This window comes from Sporomusa sp. 246TCP1 (assembly GCF_057319775.1).
The window spans coordinates 1484129-1509168 of the sequence record NZ_CM170492.1 but is presented as its reverse complement, the minus strand read 5'-3'; the positions used below and the strand labels follow the sequence as shown (position 1 = coordinate 1509168).

34 protein-coding genes and 1 pseudogene are annotated in these 25040 nt (G+C 42.5%); 2 read left to right on the top strand and 33 right to left on the bottom strand.

The genetic code is table 11. From position 1 onward, the window contains the following. Positions 1 to 241 precede the first annotated feature (241 nt). Positions 242 to 1377 (top strand): annotated as a pseudogene (locus AC1ECB_RS07600) (ISAs1 family transposase). Positions 1378 to 1784: 407 nt separating this feature from the next. On the opposite strand, the gene AC1ECB_RS07595 reads toward AC1ECB_RS07600, so the two are convergent. The 21 genes from AC1ECB_RS07595 to AC1ECB_RS07495 all read right to left on the bottom strand — a co-directional run bounded on the left by AC1ECB_RS07595 (position 1785) and on the right by AC1ECB_RS07495 (position 15929). Continuing rightward, a complete protein-coding gene (locus AC1ECB_RS07595; RefSeq protein ID WP_485669296.1) occupies positions 1785 to 2075 on the bottom strand; it encodes a Y-family DNA polymerase in 291 nt (96 codons plus the stop codon). A gap of 179 nt (positions 2076 to 2254) precedes the next feature. Beyond that, complete coding sequence (locus AC1ECB_RS07590) at positions 2255 to 2521, bottom strand: DUF1294 domain-containing protein (protein ID WP_485668142.1); 267 nt, start codon at positions 2519 to 2521, stop codon at positions 2255 to 2257. Further along, on the bottom strand, positions 2514 to 2792 hold the full coding sequence (locus tag AC1ECB_RS07585) for a magnesium and cobalt transport protein CorA (RefSeq protein ID WP_485668141.1): 279 nt from the start codon (positions 2790 to 2792) through the stop codon (positions 2514 to 2516). Before AC1ECB_RS07585 ends, AC1ECB_RS07590 begins: the two co-directional genes overlap by 8 nt. A 709-nt stretch (positions 2793 to 3501) precedes the next feature. Continuing rightward, complete coding sequence (locus AC1ECB_RS07580; RefSeq protein WP_485668140.1) at positions 3502 to 4158, bottom strand: LolA family protein; 657 nt, start codon at positions 4156 to 4158, stop codon at positions 3502 to 3504. Continuing rightward, on the bottom strand, positions 4159 to 4614 hold the full coding sequence (locus tag AC1ECB_RS07575; protein ID WP_485668139.1) for a hypothetical protein: 456 nt from the start codon (positions 4612 to 4614) through the stop codon (positions 4159 to 4161). It lies immediately after the preceding gene. A 147-nt stretch (positions 4615 to 4761) separates the two neighbouring features. Next, positions 4762 to 5388, bottom strand: a complete 627-nt coding sequence (locus tag AC1ECB_RS07570) for a hypothetical protein (RefSeq protein WP_485668138.1) — start codon at positions 5386 to 5388, stop codon at positions 4762 to 4764. A gap of 57 nt (positions 5389 to 5445) precedes the next feature. Beyond that, entirely contained in the window at positions 5446 to 6261 is an 816-nt protein-coding gene (locus AC1ECB_RS07565; protein WP_485668137.1) for an OmpA family protein, read from the bottom strand. 158 nt (positions 6262 to 6419) lie between these two features. Further along, positions 6420 to 7358, bottom strand: a complete 939-nt coding sequence (locus tag AC1ECB_RS07560; protein ID WP_485668136.1) for a helix-turn-helix domain-containing protein — start codon at positions 7356 to 7358, stop codon at positions 6420 to 6422. A gap of 609 nt (positions 7359 to 7967) precedes the next feature. Then, positions 7968 to 8537 carry a DUF4412 domain-containing protein gene (locus tag AC1ECB_RS07555; protein WP_485669295.1) on the bottom strand — a complete coding sequence of 190 codons (570 nt, stop codon included), beginning with the start codon at positions 8535 to 8537 and terminating at the stop codon, positions 7968 to 7970. A 32-nt stretch (positions 8538 to 8569) separates the two neighbouring features. Then, positions 8570 to 8872, bottom strand: coding sequence for a hypothetical protein (locus tag AC1ECB_RS07550; RefSeq protein ID WP_485668135.1), 303 nt, complete (start codon positions 8870 to 8872; stop codon positions 8570 to 8572). Between the two features lie 139 nt (positions 8873 to 9011). Beyond that, the gene (locus AC1ECB_RS07545; protein WP_485669294.1) at positions 9012 to 9455 is read right to left on the bottom strand and encodes a hypothetical protein; all 444 of its coding nucleotides are present in this window, start codon (positions 9453 to 9455) and stop codon (positions 9012 to 9014) included. Positions 9456 to 9484: 29 nt separating this feature from the next. Next, complete coding sequence (locus AC1ECB_RS07540; RefSeq protein ID WP_485668134.1) at positions 9485 to 9616, bottom strand: hypothetical protein; 132 nt, start codon at positions 9614 to 9616, stop codon at positions 9485 to 9487. Positions 9617 to 9677: 61 nt separating this feature from the next. After that, positions 9678 to 10235, bottom strand: coding sequence for a hypothetical protein (locus AC1ECB_RS07535; RefSeq protein WP_485668133.1), 558 nt, complete (start codon positions 10233 to 10235; stop codon positions 9678 to 9680). Positions 10236 to 10329: 94 nt separating this feature from the next. Continuing rightward, positions 10330 to 11148 carry an OmpA family protein gene (locus tag AC1ECB_RS07530; RefSeq protein ID WP_485668132.1) on the bottom strand — a complete coding sequence of 273 codons (819 nt, stop codon included), beginning with the start codon at positions 11146 to 11148 and terminating at the stop codon, positions 10330 to 10332. Positions 11149 to 11219: 71 nt separating this feature from the next. Beyond that, positions 11220 to 11393 (bottom strand): hypothetical protein, encoded by a 174-nt coding sequence (locus AC1ECB_RS07525; RefSeq protein WP_485668131.1) that lies wholly within the window; start codon positions 11391 to 11393, stop codon positions 11220 to 11222. Continuing rightward, positions 11386 to 11673: a hypothetical protein gene (locus AC1ECB_RS07520; RefSeq protein WP_485668130.1), complete on the bottom strand. Its 288-nt coding sequence runs from the start codon at positions 11671 to 11673 to the stop codon at positions 11386 to 11388. The genes AC1ECB_RS07525 and AC1ECB_RS07520 overlap by 8 nt, the downstream gene beginning before the upstream one ends. 302 nt (positions 11674 to 11975) lie before the next feature. Next, positions 11976 to 12848, bottom strand: coding sequence for a helix-turn-helix transcriptional regulator (locus AC1ECB_RS07515; RefSeq protein WP_485668129.1), 873 nt, complete (start codon positions 12846 to 12848; stop codon positions 11976 to 11978). A gap of 219 nt (positions 12849 to 13067) precedes the next feature. After that, the gene (gene scpB / locus AC1ECB_RS07510) at positions 13068 to 13598 is read right to left on the bottom strand and encodes an SMC-Scp complex subunit ScpB (RefSeq protein WP_485668128.1); all 531 of its coding nucleotides are present in this window, start codon (positions 13596 to 13598) and stop codon (positions 13068 to 13070) included. 9 nt (positions 13599 to 13607) lie between these two features. Further along, entirely contained in the window at positions 13608 to 14261 is a 654-nt protein-coding gene (locus AC1ECB_RS07505; protein ID WP_051171683.1) for a segregation and condensation protein A, read from the bottom strand. A 54-nt stretch (positions 14262 to 14315) separates the two neighbouring features. Beyond that, positions 14316 to 15293, bottom strand: coding sequence for a tryptophan--tRNA ligase (trpS, locus tag AC1ECB_RS07500; protein ID WP_485668127.1), 978 nt, complete (start codon positions 15291 to 15293; stop codon positions 14316 to 14318). 15 nt (positions 15294 to 15308) lie between these two features. Then, the gene (locus tag AC1ECB_RS07495) at positions 15309 to 15929 is read right to left on the bottom strand and encodes a site-2 protease family protein (RefSeq protein ID WP_485668126.1); all 621 of its coding nucleotides are present in this window, start codon (positions 15927 to 15929) and stop codon (positions 15309 to 15311) included. 179 nt (positions 15930 to 16108) lie between these two features. Between AC1ECB_RS07495 and AC1ECB_RS07490 the strand changes: the two genes are divergently transcribed. Beyond that, entirely contained in the window at positions 16109 to 16867 is a 759-nt protein-coding gene (locus AC1ECB_RS07490; protein WP_485668125.1) for a hypothetical protein, read from the top strand. 36 nt (positions 16868 to 16903) lie between these two features. On the opposite strand, the gene AC1ECB_RS07485 is transcribed toward AC1ECB_RS07490, so the two are convergent. The 12 genes from AC1ECB_RS07485 to AC1ECB_RS07430 all read right to left on the bottom strand — a co-directional run bounded on the left by AC1ECB_RS07485 (position 16904) and on the right by AC1ECB_RS07430 (position 25021). Next, a complete protein-coding gene (locus tag AC1ECB_RS07485) occupies positions 16904 to 18418 on the bottom strand; it encodes a spore germination protein (RefSeq protein ID WP_485668124.1) in 1515 nt (504 codons plus the stop codon). Next, entirely contained in the window at positions 18411 to 19016 is a 606-nt protein-coding gene (gene spoVAEA / locus AC1ECB_RS07480; RefSeq protein ID WP_485668123.1) for a stage V sporulation protein SpoVABEA, read from the bottom strand. The genes AC1ECB_RS07485 and spoVAEA overlap by 8 nt, the downstream gene beginning before the upstream one ends. Before the next feature lie 9 nt (positions 19017 to 19025). Then, on the bottom strand, positions 19026 to 19709 hold the full coding sequence (locus AC1ECB_RS07475) for a hypothetical protein (RefSeq protein WP_485668122.1): 684 nt from the start codon (positions 19707 to 19709) through the stop codon (positions 19026 to 19028). Positions 19710 to 19762: 53 nt separating this feature from the next. Continuing rightward, entirely contained in the window at positions 19763 to 20116 is a 354-nt protein-coding gene (spoVAE, locus tag AC1ECB_RS07470; RefSeq protein WP_485668121.1) for a stage V sporulation protein AE, read from the bottom strand. Between the two features lie 16 nt (positions 20117 to 20132). Continuing rightward, complete coding sequence (gene spoVAD, locus AC1ECB_RS07465) at positions 20133 to 21137, bottom strand: stage V sporulation protein AD (RefSeq protein WP_485668120.1); 1005 nt, start codon at positions 21135 to 21137, stop codon at positions 20133 to 20135. 17 nt (positions 21138 to 21154) lie between these two features. Further along, on the bottom strand, positions 21155 to 21610 hold the full coding sequence (spoVAC, locus tag AC1ECB_RS07460; protein WP_485668119.1) for a stage V sporulation protein AC: 456 nt from the start codon (positions 21608 to 21610) through the stop codon (positions 21155 to 21157). Positions 21611 to 21699: 89 nt separating this feature from the next. Then, complete coding sequence (locus AC1ECB_RS07455; protein WP_021170090.1) at positions 21700 to 21897, bottom strand: dodecin family protein; 198 nt, start codon at positions 21895 to 21897, stop codon at positions 21700 to 21702. A 26-nt stretch (positions 21898 to 21923) separates the two neighbouring features. After that, positions 21924 to 22118, bottom strand: a complete 195-nt coding sequence (locus AC1ECB_RS07450) for a hypothetical protein (RefSeq protein ID WP_485668118.1) — start codon at positions 22116 to 22118, stop codon at positions 21924 to 21926. 56 nt (positions 22119 to 22174) lie between these two features. Next, entirely contained in the window at positions 22175 to 22924 is a 750-nt protein-coding gene (locus AC1ECB_RS07445) for a SigF/SigG family RNA polymerase sporulation sigma factor (RefSeq protein WP_485668117.1), read from the bottom strand. 9 nt (positions 22925 to 22933) lie between these two features. Continuing rightward, a complete protein-coding gene (gene spoIIAB / locus AC1ECB_RS07440) occupies positions 22934 to 23380 on the bottom strand; it encodes an anti-sigma F factor (RefSeq protein WP_021170087.1) in 447 nt (148 codons plus the stop codon). Positions 23381 to 23393: 13 nt separating this feature from the next. Beyond that, positions 23394 to 23729 (bottom strand): anti-sigma F factor antagonist, encoded by a 336-nt coding sequence (spoIIAA, locus tag AC1ECB_RS07435; RefSeq protein ID WP_485668116.1) that lies wholly within the window; start codon positions 23727 to 23729, stop codon positions 23394 to 23396. Between the two features lie 125 nt (positions 23730 to 23854). Beyond that, entirely contained in the window at positions 23855 to 25021 is a 1167-nt protein-coding gene (locus tag AC1ECB_RS07430) for a D-alanyl-D-alanine carboxypeptidase family protein (protein WP_485668115.1), read from the bottom strand. Positions 25022 to 25040 lie beyond the last annotated feature (19 nt).

Sequence of the window (25040 nt, the reverse complement as noted above, 5' to 3'; positions counted from 1 at the left end):
TACCACCCCGCCGTTCCCCGATATATTACAACTTTTGCCTTTGCCCTTTCACGGTCTTTCGCCGGAGGGCTTTGCAGCGTCCTTGATCCTTTTTTCAGGCTATTTAGACTTAATAATACTATAAGTTGTTATATCTTTCAATAGAGCGGTATTCTAGCCCAGGGCATGTTCATGAAATTTAAATAGGTAAAAAGCAGGAAAAAATGTAAAGATAGAAAATTATAGTAATGAGGTGAAGAAGATGGAAAACATCATTGCTATAATGGAAAAAATGCCCGATCCCAGACAAGCTTGGAAGGTAAAACATAAATTATCGGATATTTTGATTATTTGCTTGTTGGCGGTTACGTGTAATGCCAATAGCGCTTTAGAAATCTATGATTTTGCAGTAGTAAGAACAGAGTGGTTGCAAAGATTTTTATCCCTTGAAAACGGTATTCCAAGCCGTTTGACCTTTGCACGAGTTTTGCAAATCATGCAGCCTAAAGCGTTTGCTGTATTGTTTTCTCAAATCATGTCTCATGTTGAAGTGGTGAGTAAAGGACGGGTAGTTGCTATAGATGGGAAGGCGCTTGCCGGCACCTACCATAATGAAGGAAGAAAAGGATTAATATATATGGTCGGTGCTTGGTGTAGTGAAAAAAAATTTCTTTAGCACAGGTGAATACTCAAGCTAAAAGTAACGAAATTACTGCTATTCCTGAGCTGTTAGATTTATTGGATATAAAGGGCGCTATTGTCACAATGGATGCCATGGGATGTCAGAAAGAACTGGTTAAAAAAATCATAAACGAAAAGAAAGCGGATTATCTTATTGGGCTCAAAGGAAATCAAGAAACAATGCACCGAGAGATTCTTGAATATGCGCAGTCTGTCCTCCAAGATCCGCTGGAAAAAGACCAATATGAAATGTACCGCACCATTGAAAAGGGACATGGTCGGATAGAAGAACGCCATTATTACTTATTTCGTAATTTGGATTGGTTTCAAAATAAGAATCAATGGGCTGGATTGTCTGGGTTACTTATGACAGAAAGCCGCAGGACTGACATTAAAAGTGATACCGAAACACCCACAGAAATTCGCCTTTATATCACGAGCGCTCAAGGAAGTGTGGAAGAAATTGCCCAAGCCTCTCGCTCCCATTGGGGAATCGAAAATAATCTACACTGGGTACTAGATGTGGGTTTTCGTGAAGATCAATGGTTAACACGGTTGAATATGGAAGCGGTAAATCTGTCTCAACTACGGAGATTATCTGCTAATTTATTAAAATTGGACGAATCTAAGATGTCCATTCAGAGAAAACGCTATCGATGTTCATTGGATTTGGCGTATATGGAATCTGTTATTTTTAACCCTAAACTTTTTTCATGAACATGCCCTGATTCTAGCCGAACCATCCTACGGCCTTGCCGGAAAATCCACATCCGCCAAAACGCCATAAAGGTTCCATGTCCGCACTTCCAGCCACCTTCCTTGCAACCAGATAAACAAAATCAAAAGCGCATGCGAGGTTTTTATACCCTACGCATGCGCTTTGCTTCGTCGTAGGCTAAAGCCCAATATCAGTGAACTCGTTTCAGCAAGGCTAAAACATTGGGAAATTCAGGTGGAGAGTCTACTCCACCTGAATTACGCCGCTTGTAGAGGAGGGAGTCTTAACTTGCGTACTAAGATAAAACAAGGAGTGTCAAGTATAAAACCTGGAGACAATTGGGGACGTTCCCATTTTGTCATCTTTAACGGAGACAGTTGTGTGACAAAAGGGAACGTCCCTGTTGTCATTCTTCGATCTGATCCGAATAGTCCGCGTATATCGCCCGAGCCTTCCTAGAGAAACGAAGGTATTTGTGAAAGTCAGCCGACAGAGTCACTAATCCCGAACATTTTATCCTAGCTTCCCAGATTACGTCACCTGTTTTTACACCAGCTTTCTTTGCCATTTCGCTCTTCGCGAGCACTATACCGTGACGGGCTTCGGCATCACCGCATACAGCGACCGGCTTGTCTCGAAGCTCCGGTCTGTGAATTAATTCAACGGGGGCATAAAACGAATTTAGGTCTACATGCAAAATTGTTCGAGACAAAAAAAGCCCCCTTACTCTCGGAACATTTGTTCGGTTTTATTATAGAACAAATGTTCTTGGATGTAAAGAGGAGTTAAACTGTAGTTCTCCATTTTTGGTCAAATCTATTTTTATAGCGATAACACAAGGTTTGCGTCCGTATGTTTTTACTTAGGCTATTAACTTCACAAAAAATATCCAACAATAAGATTAAGCAAACATAACACTGGTATGCCTATAGTAAATAATCTATGGCGTGTCTTATGGCGGAAAACGTGCATGCCCAGCAAAATCCCTGACGCTCCAAAGGCTGCAGCACAAACGAAAAAAGTTTGCTCACGGATGCGCCACTCATTCCTGCGAGCCCGGCGCTTGTCCAGCATAACCATCAGAAATGTAACTAAATTCCATAGAATGAATAGCGCAAACAACGGCGGAAAGCTACTAATCATATCGCCGATCCCCTTTATTGCTTATCTTGCTGCCGTTAAATAAAAATCGTAGAACAGTTAATATTTCAGAAGGTCTCATGTTTTCTTCAAAACCTAACTCTTTAAACTCTGCCCAGACGCTTTTTTGCAATTCTGGTGAAACCGCCGACAGGCTCCGAATTTCAGAAACAACAGCTTTGATTTCGTTATTATCCATTAACTCAAGGATACTTTGGCCTTTTTTCATGCCAAGCATCATAAGAAAAACAGCCACCTTTTTTACCGGTAACAAAAAAACTACCTCCCGGAAAGTTTAATAGCGGATAATTAAACTGCACCCCATAGGTAGCTCGTCGCCTCCTATGACATCCACAGCTGGGCTGACTGAAGCCGTTGCGCTCGTTTCTTTGTTTTTCGCATATGTTTTCTCCCATACATACGATTTGCTCAGCAACTGGCAACTTTCATCTTTCCCAGCTGCTTGTATATTAAAAAAATCTGCCCAACTAAAGTCCGGACGTTACTTTGCGGTGTTTTTATTTTCCGTATTATTGCGGAACAAAATTGTTACCGATATCTCCATCCTCCGCAAATCAGGAACCATCACCTGGATTATACTTGTCTTCCTTTGTCCCCATGAGTTACACTCTCGATAATCGGTAAAACAAATTAGTGAAATTCCGTTGTCAGGCGGAACCGTCCCGATTGGCATCGCACTCTCGATAATCGGTAAAACAAATTAGTGAAATTCCGTTGTCAGGCGGAACCGTCCCGATTGGCATCGCCGATTGGCATCAAAAACCAATCAACAGAGCAAGGGTTAACATACAAATACATGATTTGTGTTTCAACATAAATTTCTCCTATTCAAACCTGATTTGTTTTGCCAATATAATTAATATTGGCAAAACAACAACTATCGACAAATTAGCGCTGAACGATAAAATAGCGCACTAACTTTTTTTAACTAAATCGCCTCCACGTCACCGCCGATACTGCAGTTATTTTTCCGTCATATCGCCAAAATCACTTATTTGCATCCCTGACGGAAGTTTGAAGATATCCTCCGATTGCGGGCCGATCTTCATGTTTTTATACTCAACGATCATCTTATCGTCATTTTCGTCGTTTGTCTCCACCCGCAGCGGAATACCATAGTCTTCCCTCACCCACAGCTTGGACTGTTCTTTATCTTCTCTTACAGACAAAACCTTACATTTCACGCCTTCGTAAACAGTCATCTCCAACATAGTAACTTTGGCAGCATCGACATCGTGAGCATACCGGTCAGGCGCATCAGACTTAGCCTTATCAAACGGTATCTTAACAGCCATGTTTTGCTCAGTATTACACATATAAGCCGCGTTAGCTTCGCCGTCGATAATTGTAACCATTTTTTGATTTTGCACTACCATCTCGCTTCTCATGCTTTTGCCGCCGACCCACATCTTGCCGCTAATTTTACCTTCTTTAGAAGTTATGATAACATCGGACGAAAAACCGGGCAAATTACTTCCTTTTGCCAAAAGCTCGACAGCCGTTTCTTCCTTTACTGGTTTAGTGGCTGCAGATTGTTTTTCACTCCCGCTACACCCCGCAAACCACAAACTAGCTGTCATAAATGCAACTACCAAGAATAGCATCAATAGCCTTTTCATTTATACCCCTCCGTCAAAATTATTGTAAACTCTAAAATAGTATACCTTTATCTGGAACAACAGGTAAACACCCAGCAAATCCAAAGCAATGCCAAAAATGCTGAACGAAAATAGATGAACTACAGCACCCAGCAACAGGGAATATAAGGCTAGTCGCCAACCTCTAAGCTGCCGGCACAACATAAAATAACCGGCGGCAAGAGTCATCACCTGCATAGCCATAGAAAATGCAAAGATGAGCATCAGAAAAAAGCTATATCCGGCGACATATCCCCATCCCACTATCCCGACATAACCGAACAAACCGCTGGCCGAAAGCAAAGCCAACAGGCCAACAGTCCCAAGAACGATTAGAATCCAGGGCATGACCTTTGCCACTATATCCTTGGCATTGCCTGATAATCCCGGCAACTTGTCATTAAAAATTCTACTAAGCTGCTCTTCCACTCCATTCATGCCAATCATCTCCTTTCTTTTTCACCTATCTCAAATAAACACATAGTTTTTAGCTGCCGAGCAGACATTTTAAGGCAACCCAATTAATCTGTTGTAAAACCGCCCGCGCTCGCTCAGGATCGGCATATCGCCCCTACTTTACCCGCACTATTTGCATGCGGCGATCAACTGCTGGAACCACTCATCAGCCTGTCCTCTGGAATCGGGAATGTTGACATCAAGCGTAGCTACAAAATCGCCAACTCGCGTTGCATAATGACATTCGTAATAAATTTGTTGGCTTCCTTCAACAACATGCGTAGTGCGCTGAAACCAAACTATCCCGCCGACCGCTGCTGCCTTTTGTGGCCAGTCGACAGTCGTTGTAGCTACAATATTAGTACAAGTGATTATCCCGTTGTCTGAACCCGCTTCTTTAAACTCTAGGGGCGTTCCCCAATATAAATAAGAACCATTAGCAAACAGCGCTAGTTTCTCCTTTACTGCTAACTCGCTTTGTTCCCTGCAGTAATCCAAAATCTGCTTGCAGATTTTGAAATGCACATTGTACTCTAGATCCGCACCGGAAAGCTTCTCTTTATATGGGATTGTCACGATAATCTCTGAGCCACAATATCCCTCTCCATGCACGTTGAAGGTTGCATTTTCTACAACATTCCCCCCTGGAAACATCGCCGCCAGCCCGGCGCCGCTGATTTCGGCGGCGGCAGTTGCCGCCTGGCATAACAGCAATACAAGCACGACAATCACAACCAACCTACTTCCTTTTTTCATACTGACCTCCTGATTTAAATACCGCTTTTCTTCATCATTGAAGCACGAAAGCGTGCTCTATCTCTTTACCAACTCCACCCGGCGGTTTTTCGCCCGCCCGTCGTCGGTCGAATTATCAGCCACCGGTTTTTCCTGTCCGCACCCCACCGCTTGAAGATGATCGGTGGCAATGCCCTTTTGCACCAGAGCGTTCAGCACCGCATTGGCGCGCTCCTCCGACAGCGTCTTATTGCTGTCCGGGTCGCCGACATTGTCGGTGTATCCCTCAATAGTCAACCGCAAACCGGGGGTTTGATTCAGCAACGCAACTATCTCATTGATTACCGGCTGATGCTCTGGCTTAATAACCGCTTTGCCTGTATCAAAATTTATATACAGCGGTACATGCCCGTTATTATTCAGCGCGCTAAGCAGATCGCTGGCTTTAACGTCCTGACGCATTGCCTCTTTCTCAACGATAGTCACACGGTACTCCCCGCTTGTCCATGCCAAAACCTCCAGCCAGACTTCCTTGCCATTGCTTTGCATACTAGCTGTAAGAGTCCCATCATCATGTGTGTACAGCACCGTTCCACCCTTGCTGACTGCCGCATTGGCATAATTGCGGATGATCTGTAGGACAGAAGGCGGGTTATTTTCGTCTTTGGGAACATATTCAACAATATTTTTTTTGCCCTCAACCCTGACTTCACCACCATCAGGTGTGACGAACACGTGGAAATCATACTCCTGCTGTAAACTCTCGGCTACATAATAGTTTGGCATTCGGGAAAAATAGGGCGCATCCTTACCGTTATCCGGGTTGGCAAAAGCTATAGCAATCGGAAATAAACCCAACATGAACACCAACAAAACTTTACGTAAAATCATCATAATCTCCTCCTTAATGCATTATTGTCTTTATATTACCGAATAATAGGAGAAACATATACCAAATACAAGTGCTTTTCAGTACGAATATTGCTCGATTTAATGCAAAAAGCTTCCGTATGTCCTTACAGGTATACGGAAGCTTTTTGTATATGTGTTCTTTATTTTTGTCCAATCATTTTTCGGTATTGAGAAGGTGTCATACCAAACTTTTCCTTAAATACTCTAGCATAATTTCCATTGTAATCCACACCACAGGCAGAAAAAGCTTCGCTAACGGAAAGGCTTTTGTCGCAAAGTTTATCCTTCAGCTTACTCATCTTGATTTCCTGATAGTAGTTGAAGGGAGTCATAGAGGTATCTTTTTTGAAAAGACGCGAGAAGTGATATTTACTCAAATTTACTGATTGAGCTATTTTGTTCAAGTCAAATTCTTCAAGCCAATGTTTTTCTATGTATTGTTTCACTTTAGCCATCTTTTCCCCATTATTATATAGTTTGGATGTAATGAAAACATGCACCACATAAACCAGCTGAAGATTATCATTATAAATAGGGAAGCATGTAATATTTTGAAAACTAATGTCAGAACACAATTCATTTAATTCAAATCTACGCAATATATTTTGGATAGGCATTACCAAATCATGAAATTGAACGATTTCACCTTGAAATGATCTTAAAATTTGTTTTCTCGTATCTTCTCCCCATTTATCAATAATAGGATCCCTTAACACATTAAATTCCCCAACAATTTTATCTTTTGATGGTATATGCATTACCCTCAAGCATTCTTCGTTGGTTAAAACCATCGTGCCGTCCGGTGCATATACGTGAATTGGATAAGGAAAAAATTCTATAATCTTTGAAAGCATCTCGATATTTTCACCCAGCGATTGCATAGGTTGAATAATGTCATTTTGCTTTTCTTCATTTAATTTATATCTGCTATCCCTTGGTTTACCGACATCTTTGGGGATGATCCAGAACTTTCCGAGCTTGGCGATTCCTTGTATTTTCTTATGTTTGCAAAGATATTGCACGCGCCTTACAGATACACCCCATTTTCCCGCCGCTTCCTGCACCGTCATGTATTCCATATGATCCTCCCCCTTGTATGATTGAGGCAAATGTTGGATTATTATTATTTTAGTACGCATTAGCGTACAATACCAGATATGAATTAAGAAAATTGTATAGCAAAAGAAATCTAATGCTATACAGAGTGTCAAAAACTTTAGAAAGTGTTAAAAAGAGGACCATCTCGACGTAGCTGCCGATAAACTTCCTGATCTCCGGGACGTTTCTTTTACCTGATGTATTGGCGGAACATCCCGAACAGAGCCCGCCGTCCGACATCGCTGATTTCCTTTTGCTGCCGCGAGTCCCGCAGCACCAGGGCCCTCGATGTCCGACTTCTCCCCCTCCAGCTCCCTTGAGCTTCGCCGCTATGGACGTCGCCGCGAAGCCCTTGGCGATGTTGCCGATCTGCTTTTTAGACAATTGTAGACAATAGACAATTGGGGACGTTCCCAGTTTGTCATCTTTAAAATAGACAATTGGGGACGTTCCCAGTTTGTCATCTTTAACGGAGACAGTTGTGTGACAAACAGGAACGCCCCTGTTGTCATTCCCAATAACTAACCCGCTCCAACACTCCCTCATCGAGGAAGCAAAATGAACGTCCCTATGCTTCCTATATTATTTTGTTAATACGGCATGAAACTGCCAATACTCGGCATATTCATTTTAGTGTACTCAGGAGAAATTTCGAATAAAGCTGGATTTGGGGTGGCAAGGCTGATTTTACGATATTCGGTCCACCAGCTTCCGTCGATTGCGGCTGTTTTGACCGCCATCGTTATGCCAGGATCGCCCGAAATCCATTCATAATGTGACTCTTGCTTACTTATGGTTACTTTGTATTTGTCGGAAACATAGCCGTTGATTGTTTCACGAAGAATAAAAACCCGCTCGGTTTCATTGGATACTGGTTCGTTTGAAGGAATATGATACTTCTGTTTTATGTTGTCAGAGTTTAATACTCGTTCCATATACAGCTTTTCTTCAGGCATTAGCACCCAGATAAGTTTTTTATCATGGCGTATAATGCTAATCATTTCTTTTGTTTCCATTCTTACTTTATCCGTGTCTATATAAATTTTTCCGTTCTGTCCGTCGGAGCTGTAGATATCGGCGGAAAAAGTCATCGCCGATGCCGGAGTCGTAAAAGCAAAAAGACATGACAACATCACCGTTACCAATAACAGGCTTTTCATAAAACGCAATATTTCCTCTCCCTTCAATATTCTCACATATATTTACCAATCTTCATTATTGCCTTTCGGGTTCGATCCCAACAGTCGTCCATAGAGTAGTTGGAAGCATAGGAAAACATAAAATGTTCTCCATCTGCCACCTTCAAGAATGGGTCAAAAACCGCGTCAAGGGCAATCGGAAAGTCGTGCAGGCTTTGGGGTATCGTACGTAATGTCCAGGTTTCTCGTTGGCGTAAAGTCTGCCACGTGCTGCCTGCTGCATATGTGCCCACAGGGAAAAGCCCCACCAACAGGGCGAGGGTTAATATACAGATACATAATTTGCGGTTCAACATAAATTCCTCCTTCAAGTCTGATTTGGTTTGCCAATATAATTAACATTGGTAAAGGTTGTAATGACTCCCTACAGGTTGCCGGAGGTTCTATGTTTTTGCAGTCTTACAGGGACAGGATTTTCTAATCTCCAATACTTGATTATTCTTTTATCATATTACCCAAATCGTTAACCTGCACCCCTGGAGGAAGCTTAAAGATATCTGCCGATTGTGAACCGATTATCATGTTTTTATACTCGATAACAGTCTTCTCGCCAGCGTCGGTTGCTTCCACCCTCAGCGGAATGCCATAGTCCTCCCTCACCCACAATTTGGTCTGTTCCTTATCTTCTTTTACAGATAAAACCTTGCATCTCACACCTTCGTAGACAGTCGTCTCCAGCACTGCTACCTTGGCAGCATCGACATCACGGGTATAGCGGTCAGGTGCACTAGATTTAGCCTTATCAAAAGGCACCTTGAATGCCGCATTTTGTTCCTGGTTATAAACATACGCTAAACAAGCGTTACCATCTAGAAAAGTAATTATTTTCTGATTCTGTACATTCATTTCACTCTTCATACTTTTGCCGCCGACCCAAATCTTGCCGTTAATTTTACCTTCCTTGGAAGTTATAATAATGTCGTTTCTTCCTTTGCGGGTTTAGTTGCTGTAGATTCTGGTTTACTCCCGCCGCACCCCGCAAGCCCCAAGCTGACCATCATAAACGTAACTGCCAGGAATAACATTAATAGTCTTCTCACATTTACCCCTCCCTGTAAAAACTATTCCTCACTCCTTTTCCCCTAATAATTACCTGTGCCATCATCTTGGCGTCCTAGCCACCATCATATCCAGCCACTCCCGTATCTGCCCCCGGGAGGCATGAACGTCAAACATCTTAATATCCAGGGTCTGCATCTTTTCATCCGCAACCAGCCATACCTCGTAGACAACCTCCGACTCCTGCGGCCCCAAACCCCCTTTTTGAAGAGTTGTCTTCCACCAGTATACCGTGCATCCCCTCAAAGACTCCCGCTCCAGAAAAACGGTACATTCTAAATCCGTAGACTGCCGATCCTTGACAACCTGCTCGGCGGTATCAGCCAAATCACCCAGCCTATCGTTGTAGAATGGTTCCCTATAGAACCTATGCTTATATTCCAACCGAGCCGTTCGAAGACCTTCCCAAAGCGGCAACGACACATTATTAGGCTTCTCTGCCTCAAATTCCGTCTCGATATAACTGTATAGATCCCTCTGCACCTGGGTTGTCACCGTGAATCCTGATGGACACAACTCATTGACCGGTGTGGCCATTGCCGACCCCATCAACGCAAAAACAATCGCGAACGTCAAAATCAATACTCTACATCTTTTCATAAATAACCTCTACTTCCCTTACCTGTCTTAATTAACCTAACCCTCCTGACCTCCTGATTGAAGTATCGCTTTATTCACATAGCGAAAGTATGCTCTATTTTTTAACCAGCTCTACCCGGCGGTTTTTAGCCCGTCCATCATCAGTCGAATTATCGACGGCTGGTTTTTTCTGCCCACACCCCACCGCTTGCAGGCGGTCAGAGCTGATACCTTTCTGTACAAGAGCATTGACCACCGCCTTGGCACGCTCTTCTGACAGCACATTATTGCTTTCCGAATCACCCACATTATCGGTATGACCCTCAACAATTAACCGTATGCCAGGATTCTGAGTCAATAAAGAAACTATCTCTTTAATTACAGACTGATGCTCCGGCTTTATATCCGCCTTGCCTGTATCGAAGTTTATGTACAATGGTACATGTCCGTTATTATTCAGCGCGGTAAGCAGATCGCTGGCTTTAACGTCCTGACGCATTGCCTCTTTCTCAACGATAGTCACACTGTAATCCCCACTTGGCGATGCCGAAACCTCTAGCCAAATTTCCTTACCATTGCTCTGCATTCTAGCTGTAAGAGTTCCATTATCATGTGTATATAGCACAGTTCCACCCTTACTTAATGTCGCATTGGCATAATTGCGAATAATCTGCAGAACAGAAGACGGGTTATTCTCGTCCTTGGGGACATATTCGACATAAGTTTTTTTCCCCTCAACCCTGACTTTATCATCATCATCCGAAGTGACGAACTCGTGGGAATCATACTCTCGCTGTGAACTATCGTTTACATAATAGCTCGGCATTCGGGAAAAATAGGGCGCGTCCTTACCGTTATCCTGGTTGGCAAAAACTATGGCAACCGGTAATAAAACTAACATTAGCACCAGCAAAACTTTACGTAAAATCATCATATTTTCTCCTTTTAGCTATTGAAATATTACTATTAGGGTCTTTATAGGAATACTCATCTGCTTCCCACGCCTCACCGTTTTTCAAATGTCACTTTGCCGCCTGTCGTTTTGACGACCATCACCGTCTTATAACCTTGAGCCATATCGGTCGGCGATACATTGCTCGCGCCAAGTATGGATTTGTACTGTAGGTTTACGTTTTTATCCCCTGTAGCAATTATTACTTCTATTTCTTTATTATTCATACTTATAAATACACACGAAGCTTCCTTGCCCTCTCTCACATAAAATGATTGAGCAACATACCGTTCGGCAAACGATTTCCGTATAATCGTTGACAAAGGCGGTCAGTGCCGTCTTGGGGTCAAGATAATCCCCGCTGCCGATACCTCCGTTTTTCTGTTTAACCGATGTGGCCTGCGATGAATCGGATTTGGATGGCATTGACTCAGGTTTGCCTCCGCACCCAACAAGCATAATCGCAATAATAAAAACCGTAAACAAAGAAATTACCCTTATCTTCACTAATTATTAACCTCCTCTCAATGTGCCTTTAAACTAAACAGCATTGTCATATTTTGTATTTTTACAGATCACATTGTTTATAATGATTATATACGTTTAGTGAAAAGATAATTTCGCATAAATTGCCCTAGATCATTCTCAAAAATTGCTTTTATCCGCATAAGATAAGACTTGGCTTGTGCCAAGTCCTTTAGGACGCCGGCAGAAGCCTTAGTCGTTCAATCCAGGGAAAGTTATACTTTCCATCTGGATAAAGAAAACCGTCCAACTAAGCGTTGAACGGCGCAAAATCATATAGCATTCTAGGGAAAGGTTACAGCACTCCGCATTTTTTTGTATTCCGACGGTGATATTCCCATATTGCGCCGGAAAAATGAGGAAAAGTGGCCAGGACTTACGAAACCGCACAAATAAGCTACCTCTTCCACGGAATTCGTTCCGTTCCTCAACATTGCTTCAGCCTGCTGTAATCTAATATCCAACAGATATTCATGAGGAGTTTTTCCCGTATGAGCCTTAAACAATCGAATAAAATAATAAGGGCTCAAATTAATCTCCTGGCAAATATCATCTATTTTTATGCCCGCACTAAAGTAGGCATGCATATACTCAATAGCTTTGCGTACATAGTTATGCTCTCCGCCAGTTTTCGCGTGGTCTTTGGCAGCGCTGACACCCGTACCGCGTAATAATTGAACGACCATTTGCACGCATATACTTTCAATCATCAACGGACAATTCCCGTGATAATCTATCACTTCTTCCTCGAATCTGGCTATTGTCTGCAACACCTGCAGGCAACAGGCATGTTCCAGCTTTTTAATTTTGACATCCCTTTTCCCAGTCACTTGCCAGGCTATTTCCTGAAAAAAATCTTTATTGATGCAAAGAGTCTGGTATTCTCGTGTTGGAGTTATGGCTTTGGTCAGCACCGTTACTTCCGGCTCTATTGTTATCATGCCACCCCTATGGAAGTGGTATTCCCGTTTTCCAACCCATGAAGGCGGCGGAACAGATGTTGGAAACCAGAAGTGATAGTCTTGCGACTCCAGTACTGCATTGGGAATGTATGTACTAGGCTTAAGCAACAACACCTTCTCATTGGCAAACCTTTTAACATTAGCCTTATAATGAGCCGGAATTTGATCCATAAAATGTCGAAAGACTGCTTCCAACAAACTTCCTCCTCCCTGGGCAAACAACGAGGGTCAGGCTTGCGTTATCTGTTTTTTTGATTTATTGCTACTTATTATCTTCGTAACCCCCGGCTTTTCAGCTTTTGGAGGCTTAGGGCCTAGACCTTTTGTTACTTTTAGGGCAATGCCAAAAGTAAACCCCTCTCCTTGTATTCCATTGACTCAACTTAAGACAAAGGACCGTGTTAGCGGTTTATCTTATTGCTCAGGGGCGGTAGGTAACAGGCTGGCAATAGCCGGCAAATCATCCAGACTTTTCAACCCAAAGCATTGCAAAAATTCGTTAGTTGTCCCATATAAAATAGGGCGTCCTATCGCCTCTTTGCGACCGATTTCCTTAATGAGAAAACGGTCAAGCAAGGTTGCAATTACTCTATCTGCGTTAACACCACGAATGCCTTCAATCTCCTGTCTGGTTACAGGCTGCTTAAAGGCCACGATTGCCAGTGTTTCCAATGCAGCTGCCGACAACCTGCTGTCTTGTATTTCAGCCAATTTACTGACAATAGAAAACCAAGTAGGCTTGGTACATAGTTGATATCCACCTGCTACCTCAACAATCGTTAATCCCCGTTTTTCATCAGCCATTGAAGCTGCCATGTCACTAGCTAGTGTATGGACATGCTCAATAGAAATGTTGAGTATCCCGGCAATTTTCTCTGGTGGAAGCGGTTGCCCGCTAGCAAACAATAGCGCCTCAATGGCTCCCCACAAATGCCGGTTCGACATATTATCCTGTCACTCCTTTAATGTAAGGCCAATAGGTGCAAACGGCTTCTGCTGATAAATGACTATCTGTTTCAAGCGGATTAGTTCCAGTAGTGCCAAAAAGGCAGCAATAAACTCCGACCGAGAACCTGTCCGGATAATAGTCCGGTTAAATTCCAACTGCCCATTGTTGTTTCGTAAGAGGGTAATAATATCTTGCATTTTATCTTTAACGCTAATTTGTTCAGGGGCAATTTCGGCAAATTCCGGGATAGAACTTTCCCATAGTGCGGCAAATGCCTTCAGGAGATCGTCAAGGCAAAGTCCTTCCGGCAGCGGGAATTGCTTGGCAAATTCCTGAGGAAAGCGGGTAACATACTGCTCCCGCTCGTGCCCTAATTTAGTAAGCAGTAATGAAATTTGTTTGAATTTACGGTATTCAATTAATCGTTCGACCAGTTCTTGCCGAGGATCAATACCTTCTTCGGTTGCTTCTAAAACAACTGGACGTGGTAATAGCATCCGCGATTTTATCTGTAACAGAGTAGCTGCCATAACCAAAAATTCGCTGGCCACATCAATGCTAAACTGTTCCATGGCCTTTAGATAATCTAAGTATTGCTCAGTTATTGTGGCTATGGGAATATCATAGATATCCACCTGATTTTTTTCAATCAGATGCATCAATAGGGCTAATGGCCCCTCGAAAGCGTCTAGCTTAATACTATAAGTCACAAGTTAGCTCAGATGCATAATTGACCGAACTTCTTCCATGGTTGCCGCTGCTATTTTCCGTGCGCGTTCAGCACCGTAAGCTAGTATTTCTTTTATCTTATCAGGTTTAGCGGCCATCTCTTTACGGCGACCGTGAACATCGGCAAGAGTAGTAATCATCTTTTGGGCTAACCGCTTTTTGCAGTCTACACAACCGATGCCGGCATTACGGCAATGGCCGGCAAGCTCACTGTGTTCAGGACTGAAAATTTTATGGAAGGTATATACTGTACAAATATCGGGGTCGCCAGGATCAGTTTTCTTGACCCGCTGGGGGTCGGTTATCATGAGTCTTACCCGGGCCTGCAGTTCATCCGGTTCAGCTGCATAAGGAATTTCATTACCGTAGGACTTGCTCATCTTGCGTCCATCAATACCTGGCAGCAGCGGACTTAAGATAGCCTGAGGTTCAGGAAACACCGGCTTGTACAAATTAGCAAACCGGCGAACAATCTCCCGTGTCAGCTCCAGGTGCGGTATTTGGTCTTCCGCTACTGGAACAGCATCAGCTTTATATAGCATGATATCGGCCGCCATCAGTTCAGGATACCCCAGGAAGCCGTAGGTATTAATTTCTTTACCCATTTCACCCAGTTGCTGTAATTTGTCTTTATAGGTGGGTACCCGTTCAAGCCAGGATAACGGGGTCATCATGGATAATAACAAATGCAATTCGGCATGTTCTTTTACATGTGATTGAACAAAGATAATATTTTTTTCCGGGTCAAGCCCCGCACTCAACCAGTCAAGTGCCATATGTTCGATGCGCTCAGGAATTCTGCTGGTATCTTCATACGAAGACGTAAGCGCATGCCAGTCTACTATCGCATATATACAATCATACTCTGCCTGCATGTTAATCCAATTGGCAAGCACCTGATAGTTCCCCATATGAAAATTTCCTGATGGCTGCATGCCACTAAAAATACGTTTTTTTGCCAAGTGTATCTCCTCCTGTTACAAAATTGTCATAACTATTGCATTAATTACATAAGACAAGCCTTTTTCCAGCGGATAAGTAATCATGCCAATAACGCCAAGATAGACAAGCCCCATTAATATAAATGGTCCATACTGTTCTATTTGTTCAAAAATTCGTCCCTGTTGACCAGGAAGTATGCTTGCCAATATTTTAGAGCCATCTAACGGTGGTATCGGTACCAGATTGAAAATGGCCAGGATGATGTTATAGGTATAGGTCATCCATAAAACCTTAACCCAGCTTCCGTCTAAAAGCTGCATTTTAGCCAAAATTCCAATAAGGAAAGCTGTTAACAGCGCAAGCAACATATTGGACACCGGACCGGCTAAGGACACGATTAACATATCCTGGCGATAATTCTTAAAGTAGCTGGGGTTGATAGGTACTGGTTTAGCCCAGCCAAATTTAAACAGCCAGAGCATAATAAGACCAATCGGATCAAGATGTGCGACCGGATTTAGCGTTAATCGTCCCAGAAGCCTTGGTGTCGGATCACCTAAAGTCACAGCGGCCCTCGCATGTGCATATTCGTGTACAGTCAGTGCAATCAATAGTGCCGGAATCCGAAATATCATATCTGCATCAAAACCAAACAATAGACAGCCTCCTTATAACTTTCGCTTAAACGTACTACTAAATTATACTAAAAAAGCAGTAAAAAGCAAAATGAAATAGACGATTATTTCTATACTAAAATGTGTAACACTTGTTCAGACTAAACATATGTGGCATAATGAATGAATTTTGCCTAAAAAAGAAGGAGGTATTTACTTAGATGCGGCTATCATTACCACTAAAATTTGGTATAATGTCTTTACTTTTCCTGACACTATTTCTAACCGGCTGTGGCTTTTTATCCGGATTGCTGTCTGAACCTGCTCCCAAACCAGAAATAGGTCCGGCAGGTAAACCAGTGGAGTCAAAACCAAACCCACCGTTTATCGAACGTTTTTTTTCAGCACCTGTTGAATTATATGACCTGGAAGCAACCGCCGGTGTTGTATTTGAGGGAATTAACAAGGAAGACTGGTCACAGGCTCAAGCAGGAGTTACTAATCTACAGGCTTTGTGGCAACAAGCTAAAGCCGCAGTCGGCGACAAAAAGGGCGTAAAAGAAGCCGATGCAGCGATGGAAGAATTATCGGCAGCCATCAATAGTAAAAAGGTAACCGGCGCCTACGAAAGTCTGATTAAGTTTATGGGTAGTGTTAGCGATATTGGTAAATCATATAAACTATCCCCGATTGCCGATATTATTGCTGTTAGCAATGGAATTCGTAATGTCAGCTTCTTTGTAGAAGATAAAAATTGGACAAAAGCTGCAGCTAAGGTAAAAGAATTACAGGGAACATGGGAAAAAGTAAAGCCAGGTATGGAAGAAATTGGTGTTTGGGGTGAGGTTACCAAGACACATGCAACAGTAAATCAAATGAAAGATGCTATTAATGCTGAAAACAAGGGAGCGTTTGAGGAACAAAAAGCTACTATCAATGAAAGCATGGGACGCATACGTCAATTTTTCCGAGGTAAGTGAATTCAACTTAAATGCCGCCCAGGGGGCGGCATTTTTTTATTTGTTTTTATTACCCTTATTCTTGTTAGTATCTTTTTGTTCGCCGGCACTTTTAAGTCGATCCTGATCTTGCGGTTTGAGCACCGCCGGACGTAGGATCTTGTTTGGTATCGGCAGACGAAATAATACATCTTTCATGGCACTAAAATTAAAAGGCAGCGCTGGCCATAAATAGGGAATATTGAAGGATTTTGTTGTTAGCATCAATAAGAAGACTGCTAATAACCCACCCAATAACCCTGGTATTTTAAACAGCATCACTAAAATGAGGATGATGACCCGGAAGAGACGTATTGCCATAGCAAATTCCATACTAGGAGTTGCAAAAGCACCGACTGCCGCTACGGCAGTATAAAAAATAGTTTCGTTGCCAAACAGCCCCACCTTGGTGGCAATGTCGCCTAGCATGAAGGCGCCGATAAAACCAAGTGCAGTAGACTGCGCTGTAGGAACATGCACAGTTGCCATTCTGACTAACTCCACGCCGAATTCTGCTAAGAGAAATTGGATACCGATAGGTATTATGCCAGGCTCCTGTGGGCCGAGAAACGCAAGCGACTCAGGCAATAACTGACGGCTTAATACGAATGCCAGCCATAAAGGCGGCAGAATTAATGACAATAACACACCAACTAATCTAATTAGCCGCAGGTAGGAACCAATAACCACATTTTGATGAAATTCCTCGACATGTTGTACATGATGCCACAGTGTTGTCGGCAAAATCATGATATTCGGCGAAGTATCCACAATTATGCATACATGACCTTCCAGCAAGTGGACTGCAGCTACATCAGGACGTTCGGTGTACCGCACTTTGGGTAACGGGTTCCACTTACTGCCACCGACAATGTATTCTTCGATAGCCTTTTCGGCCATCGGTATGCCATCAATATTGATATTGTTAAGCCTGTCTTTGACAGTAGTAATTAACTCTGTATTAGTAATATCTTTAATGTAGCAAACGGCAATGTCACACTGAGATCGCGTACCAACCTTAACAATTTCAAATCGTAGATTGGGGTCACGTAATCGTCTGCGGATTAGAGCCGTGTTAAATACGATCGTTTCGACAAAAGAATCACGCGAACCTCTGGTAACTTTTTCAATATTAGATTCGGCAGGAGCGCGGGCCGGGTAGGCACGAGCATCTAGAACTATAACTTGATCTGCACCATCAACAAAAAAGAGCATTTCTCCTGATAACAGACTGGTTATGGCATCATTCATAGTTGTTAATAGTTTGGCTTGGGAATGGGTTGCACGGGAATAAAATAATTTATCTAAGGTGTTAATCGTCATATCTTCCTGGTTATAGGCAGTCAATTCTTCAAGTACATTTGATAACACAACATCATTGGTCATGCCATTTATGGAAAAGGAAGCCGCACGTTTTCGACCTACTTTGTATTCACGGAAGACAATATCAAAGGTTTCGCCAACCCCCAGTTTGTCTTTAATATAATTTATATTGCTGTCAATCTCTTTGGCAATTTTTTTTTCATCAGCCATGAATAATGTCACTCCGTTTCAGTATCTCTTCAATCGCTCTCCGGGTGATTGGTGCACCCCGGCTAAGATCGTCATGTTTATCCATTTTTCCGATATCGCCTACACCGATAATAACCGGTATTTTGACATCATTAAGTACATCAACAGTATCACCCGTAATCATCGGATTGCAGTCACAATCCTTTTGTTTTTTTATTTCTCCTTTCTTATCAACTGACAGATCAATTACATGCCCCTGGCAGTCAATACAGGCATCCGCATGGACTCCGTCGATACCAGTAGTATTGGAGGCTACTGCTACTGCACCGAGTACTTCGATGTCAGGATGATTAGCAACATATTCAAGCGCCTGTTCTCCCTCCGCTTTTTCGCAGCGACCTTTATCATCAAACATAACTAACACCGGATCATAGGGGACGGTTTTCAAAAGCTCAACAATTTTTTTGCCGCTGATGGGTGTCGGATTGCCTGCTGAAGCTGAAATACATCGTAATCCCAAAGAGGCGCCAATCGCTTCAACTGCTTGCTGAGCTACTCTGTCACCATCGGTAACAAGAATAACACGGATTTTTTTATCAAGTTCAGTTACTTTCTCCAATTCAACACCTCATTGCTTTTGGTTATTTTCTTCTCCTAATAAATTGCTAATTTTATTAGCAATTTTTTCACTCTCACTTATTACTTGTTTGAGACTTTGCAGGCTTGCTTCTAATTCATTGGAAAGCTCATACTGTGCCTGGGATAGTACTTGTGCCGCTGTTTGTACAGCAATTGAGGAATTTTGGTTATTCTCCGTGGTGTTTTGTTCTTTTTGCTGAAGTTGTTGTTTTTGGCTGCTTGCATCTTCCGCTTGTTGATTGCCACCGGAGGCGGTTGCTTGTCCGCCAGTTGTAAGTAAAGTGCTAAATAATTTTTTTAATTCTTGTGACACCTCAGATTCAGCTGTTGAACTGGCAGTTGCTTGCGCGTTTTGCCCGGGTTGTATCTGTTGGCTGATTTGATTTTGCCCTGATTGCGGAATATTTTGCTGGGACTGATCATCGGCATCACTACTGGTAATAGAGCCTTGTAAACTTTCTAGTTTATTATTAATTTGGTGCAATAGACTTAGTACTTCCTGGGAATTATTCGTTTGCGGCTTAGGGTTATTTACCATATTAGCCTGTGTTTGCATAAAAATTTTGGCCATATCTTCGATAACACTCTCATCGATCTGTGAACGCTCCGGACTTTGCGATCGTAACTGGTTAGGCTTAACGTAACTTGCTATTTTAGAAACTCGCTTTGGCACACTTATCACCCCATCATTTACTAAAAAAAGACACTACCCCATAGTAATAGTGTTTACCCTTTCGGATCAAATACTAGTGCTATGGCCAGAGCGAAAACGATTGCAGCCGTTATTCCGGCTGCAGCTGCTTTAACAGCTCCGGTAAAGATTCCCCATAAACCTACTTTGTTTACTTCCTCAATCGTGCCAGATACCAGGGAATGACCAAACCCAGGCAACGGAACGGTTGCTCCGGCGCCACCAATATCAACTAACGGCTGATATAGACCTAAACCGCTGAGAACACCGCCTAAGACGACAAATAATACTAAGACATGAGCTGGTGTAAGCGGGGTGAGATCCATGAGTAGTTGCCCAAGTACACAAATCAAGCCGCCAATAACAAAGGCCATTAGATATGTTTGCAAATGTGGCTTACCTCCTTTACATTTCGAGTGCTACAGCATGCGCAATACAGGGTATAGATTCTTTTTGTTGATACGATGTCGTACTATGTAAACTGCCTGTTCCTACCAAAAGAACCCTATGCAGCTTTTGCTGCATAAGCTGCCGGTAAATATAGCCGGTAAATACTACAGCTGAACTGGCGCAGCCGCTGGCACCGGCATGGGCATCCTGATCTTCCTTGAAAATCATGCAGCCACAATCTTCGTAATTTACCGACAAATCAACACCCTTTGCTTTAAATAGATCAATCACCAGAGCTTTACCGACACTGCCAAGATCACCAGTGTATATCATGTCATAATAAGTAGGCTGGCGACCGGAGTCTTCAAAATGATGCCATAATGTATCAGCAGCGGCTGGGGCCATTGCCGGTCCCATAGCGTTAGGATCTTTTAGCCCCATATCTACTATTTTACCCACTGTTGCTGCTGTAATCCGTGGTCCATTACCAATGACAGAAATAACTGCAGCGCCTGAACCGGTCACTGTCCATTGTGATACCATTGGCCGTTGCACACCCTGTTCTGTTGGAAAACGGTACTGCCGTTCGGCTGCATCATGGTGGCTGGACGCAGCGGCAACAATCTTGTTGGCAAATCCTCCATCAATGAGCGTAGAACCAACTAGCATACCTTCCACCATTGTCGAGCAAGCGCCATACAACCCCAAAAAAGGGCGTCCAACGCCTCTTAGTGCAAAATGAGTACTCATTAACTGATTAAGCAAGTCGCCAGCAAGAACATAGTCAACATCATCAATGGCACTAGCTTCTTTAGTTACTGCTGTTTTTATCGCCCATTCCATCATGGCGGATTCACATTGTTCCCAGCTGGAATTATTATCAAGCGTATCACTAAGTATTCGATCATAAAACTCGGTTAAGAGGCCATCCCCTTCCATCGGCCCCACTATATTAGCTGTGCTTGTTATGACTGGTGGCGAGGCAAAAATAATACTTTGTTGTCCACGTTTTTTATTCATGCTGTTTCCCTCGCTTTTTATAATCGTAACCAATAAATAAAACCAATAAGTATGGCTGTTGAGATACCATATACGAGTACGGGTCCGGCAATGATAAACATCTTTGCGCCGATACCAAATACATAGCCCTCGCGTTTAAACTCCATAGCAGGAGCTACGATTGAATTGGCAAAACCGGTAATTGGCACAATAGAACCAGCTCCTGCCCTGCGGCCCAGTTCATCATAGATACCTAATCCAGTGAACAAAGCACTTAAAAAAATTAGTACAACAGAAGTGGGACCAGCAGCTTCTTTGTTACTAAACCCCAAACTCACAAAATAATTCACTAAAAATTGTCCTAACATACAAATTAACCCACCGACAATAAATGCCCAGATTACGTTTTTTAGGATCGGTGTTTTAGGTTTTAGTTGTTCAAATTTTTCCTGATATTGTTGTTGCTCAGCCTGACTGGCTTTACTCTTAAACATGTGCATGCACCTCCACTCGTGCGGGTACTTTTTAACAAGAAAAGACACCACAAGAGGTGTCTTTCTTGTATTTTATTTCTTAAAGAATCTTAGTGAACCTGAAAAGCAATTTTCACATCAGCTTTGTATTCTGCAATATGCCCCTTGCCTACATTCGCGGTAAAATTGGTGACTTCTACTCCCATAATGTCGTCGATCGTTTTAGAAGCTTCCATAACAGCATTGTCAACTGCCTCGGTCCAATTGTGGTGAGATGTTCCTACTAACTCAATGACTTTTACAACCATCGTATTACCCCCTATAATGATTATAGTTAATTAGCAATACTAGTTTGTGCATTATTATGATTGTTATGCCAAAGAAAAACTTGTTTAGCCCGCAGCGGAGTTTTCTTGGGAATGTCTGAACTAAAATAAAGCCAGGCGGCCGTGCTGGTGACCATCACTAAAAATACTATAAACAGGTAAATGAACCCTTTAATTTTGTAATTATCGATAATACGATCCATTATAATCACCTCTTATTTATTATGCCCGCAATTTTAAAAATAAAAACAGACCTCACTTATGAGGTCTGCAATAGTTTTCTAATTATTTTAAGTGCTTGCTTTTCTATTCGCGATACCTGTACCTGAGATAACCCAATTGTCGATGCAATTTCTGCCTGAGTTTTATCAGCAAAGAATCGTAAATAGATTACAGTGCGTTCCTTTACCGGCAGACGGGTTAATACCTCCCGCAAAGCTAATTTATCAAAATAACCACTATCCTGACCATCTGCTAATACGAGTTGGTCTAGCAGATGGATAGCATCGCCGCCATCACTACTTTGAAATGTCTGTTCATATAAAGATACTTGGGGCTGAACGGCTTCCAGTGCTGAAACAATTTCCTGCGGTGCGAGCGACAGTTCTTTGGCAATTTCAGTAATTGTTGGCTCACGTCCCAGGTTTCCCTGCAACTTTTCCTGTGTCTTATGGACCCGAAAAGCAAGTTCTTTTAACGGACGGCTGACTTTAACCGGATTATCATCTCTAATATATCGCCGGATTTCACCAATGATCATCGGCACAGCATAGGTAGAAAATTTCACATTAAAGCCCAGATCAAAACGCTCAATCGCTTTTAAGAGGCCAATACAGCCGATTTGGAACAAATCATCCCATTCATAGCCGCGATTGGTAAAGCGGTGCACAATGCTTCGTACTAGATTTAGATTGGTCTCAAGAATACGCTCTTTCGCTTGGTCACTTACCGATATGTCGGCAGATTGGGCCTTAGTTAGCAGTTCTTTAAATTCTTCTTCTTTGAGCATGCTCTTCACCTAATGCTCGGTACTTGGTACAAGCAGTTTAACCATTCTTATGGTTGTACCCTGACCGAGTTTAGACAGAACCTCCAGCTCATCCATAAAAGAATCCATAAAGATAAAACCCAGCCCCATGCGTTCCGGATCACTTGAAAATGAAGGTTGCCGCGCTTCTTCAATATTGGCAATTCCATGGCCATAGTCAATTATAATAAACTCAAGTTTATCTTGATACAAGTTCATTACTAATTCAATATAATTTTGCTTATGAGGATCACTACCATAACCATGAATGACGGCATTAGAGACCGCTTCTGAAACAGCGACTTTAATTTCATCAATTTCCGTGAGCGTCAAATCTGCCTGGGCTGAAAAAGCGGCGGTAGCGGCTCTGGCAAATCCCACATTTTCATTAATACTTAGGATTGCGAGCTTTATCTGATTTTTTATTTGGATTCCCACTGGCAAAGCCTCCTCATAGTAAATCTAATGCTTGCTCTTCTGATTGATAGGTTGTCAATATTTTCATTAATCCAGCCAATTCAAATATCCGCTTTATCTGTGGTTCAAGATGAACGACAAGTATTTTACCTCCAAGTTGAGCAATACGCTTGTACCGCCCAAGAACAACACCCAATCCTGAACTATCGATAAAACTAACGCCTTGCATATTAAGTAAGATATGTTTGGCACCTGTTGCAGCAAGCGCCTCGTCAACTGAAGTACGAAATTCGTTAGCCCCGCAAACATCCAACTCACCCTCAAGCCTTACAACAAGGATACCTTGCTTCATTAGTGTAACGACTTTCAACGATATAACCTCCTATGTTATCAGTATTCAATATAGTCAGTTCGATAAAAGGAAAAAATTTCCTGCTAAATAAAAATAAAAACTGCAGAAATTTTCCTGCAGTTCAAGAACAGCTAGATTACGAGCTAGTTAAATACAGTAAATAAATTCGTGATCATCGTCTGAAAAATGCGTATCAATCCAGCTTTAGGGATGGATTTTTCAGCAATCAGATTAACCTTGCCGACTTCTTTACCATCCTTGATTACAACAAGTTCGCCGCATTTTTGACCTTCGGTTATTGGTGCGTTAATACTTGAATCAGCTACTATTTTTTTCTGTAAGTTTTTACTTTGTCCTTTGGGGATAATTAGATTTAAGTCTTCAGAGGCTACCAATTGGATTTCCTTTTCAATACCCTTGTTGACTTTTAGCCGCTCTACTACTGTTCCCTGATTTACTATTGGTACAGCGGCAAAGTTAGCGAAACCCCAATCAAGTAATTTCATACTTTCTCTAAGGTGTGAGCGTGGTTCAGGTGTGGCAAAGACTGACGAAATAAGGCGGAGGCCATCCCGCTTGGCAGTTCCGACAAAACAATACTTTGCTTCTTCCGTCCAGCCGGTTTTTAAACCATCACCGCCTTTATACCACCACAGTAGTTTATTGGTATTAACAAGCCAATTCTTGCCGTCCCGCAGCCACGTTTCTTTAATGCCACACATGTCCATATATAATGGGTGTGTAACAGCCTCTTTAGCAATTAGCGCAGCATCATAAGCGCTCATATAGTGATCGGTTGTCGGTAATCCATTCACATTGTTAAAATGAGTATCAGCCAGACCAAGCGATTCAGCCCGGTTATTCATAGCTTCAACCGCTGACTGTTCACTGCCATAGATATGCTCCATCAGTGCTACGGCAGCATCGTTAGCACTCACAACAGCGATAGCTGACAGCAAATCCTTAACTGTCATCTTTTCTCCTGGTTCCAGCCAAATCTGCGAACCACCCTGACGCCAGGCAGTTTCACTGGTATACACATCGTCAACAAGATTAATGCGCCCTTGTTCAATGGCTTCAACAACTAAGAGTAAAGTCATAATCTTAGTTACACTGGCAGGTGGCAATCGCTTATGGGAGTCCTTCTCAAAAAGCAAAGTGCCATTTTCATCCATGAGAACAGCGGATACAGCACTTGTCTGTAACTGTGAATCTGCCGGTGGTTTTGCTGGTGCTGACGGAGCGCCAAGGACTGTGGTAACAGCAAATACAAATAATACTAATGTTGCCAGCAATGTTTTTCGAATCACTTTAGAACACTCCTTTCCT

Coding starts and splice junctions, on each gene's coding strand:
- AC1ECB_RS07590 (WP_485668142.1), bottom strand. CDS start 2,521: ATGATTAGTAGCTTTCCGCCGTTGTTTGCGCTATTCATTCTATGGAAT.
- AC1ECB_RS07580 (WP_485668140.1), bottom strand. CDS start 4,158: ATGAAAAGGCTATTGATGCTATTCTTGGTAGTTGCATTTATGACAGCT.
- AC1ECB_RS07575 (WP_485668139.1), bottom strand. CDS start 4,614: ATGAATGGAGTGGAAGAGCAGCTTAGTAGAATTTTTAATGACAAGTTG.
- AC1ECB_RS07570 (WP_485668138.1), bottom strand. CDS start 5,388: ATGAAAAAAGGAAGTAGGTTGGTTGTGATTGTCGTGCTTGTATTGCTG.
- AC1ECB_RS07565 (WP_485668137.1), bottom strand. CDS start 6,261: ATGATGATTTTACGTAAAGTTTTGTTGGTGTTCATGTTGGGTTTATTT.
- AC1ECB_RS07560 (WP_485668136.1), bottom strand. CDS start 7,358: ATGGAATACATGACGGTGCAGGAAGCGGCGGGAAAATGGGGTGTATCT.
- AC1ECB_RS07555 (WP_485669295.1), bottom strand. CDS start 8,537: ATGAAAAGCCTGTTATTGGTAACGGTGATGTTGTCATGTCTTTTTGCT.
- AC1ECB_RS07550 (WP_485668135.1), bottom strand. CDS start 8,872: ATGTTGAACCGCAAATTATGTATCTGTATATTAACCCTCGCCCTGTTG.
- AC1ECB_RS07535 (WP_485668133.1), bottom strand. CDS start 10,235: ATGAAAAGATGTAGAGTATTGATTTTGACGTTCGCGATTGTTTTTGCG.
- AC1ECB_RS07530 (WP_485668132.1), bottom strand. CDS start 11,148: ATGATGATTTTACGTAAAGTTTTGCTGGTGCTAATGTTAGTTTTATTA.
- AC1ECB_RS07525 (WP_485668131.1), bottom strand. CDS start 11,393: ATGAATAATAAAGAAATAGAAGTAATAATTGCTACAGGGGATAAAAAC.
- scpB (WP_485668128.1), bottom strand. CDS start 13,598: ATGTCGAACCGGCATTTGTGGGGAGCCATTGAGGCGCTATTGTTTGCT.
- AC1ECB_RS07505 (WP_051171683.1), bottom strand. CDS start 14,261: ATGCATCTGATTGAAAAAAATCAGGTGGATATCTATGATATTCCCATA.
- AC1ECB_RS07490 (WP_485668125.1), top strand. CDS start 16,109: ATGCGGCTATCATTACCACTAAAATTTGGTATAATGTCTTTACTTTTC.
- AC1ECB_RS07485 (WP_485668124.1), bottom strand. CDS start 18,418: ATGGCTGATGAAAAAAAAATTGCCAAAGAGATTGACAGCAATATAAAT.
- spoVAD (WP_485668120.1), bottom strand. CDS start 21,137: ATGAATAAAAAACGTGGACAACAAAGTATTATTTTTGCCTCGCCACCA.
- spoVAC (WP_485668119.1), bottom strand. CDS start 21,610: ATGTTTAAGAGTAAAGCCAGTCAGGCTGAGCAACAACAATATCAGGAA.
- AC1ECB_RS07455 (WP_021170090.1), bottom strand. CDS start 21,897: ATGGTTGTAAAAGTCATTGAGTTAGTAGGAACATCTCACCACAATTGG.
- AC1ECB_RS07450 (WP_485668118.1), bottom strand. CDS start 22,118: ATGGATCGTATTATCGATAATTACAAAATTAAAGGGTTCATTTACCTG.
- AC1ECB_RS07445 (WP_485668117.1), bottom strand. CDS start 22,924: ATGCTCAAAGAAGAAGAATTTAAAGAACTGCTAACTAAGGCCCAATCT.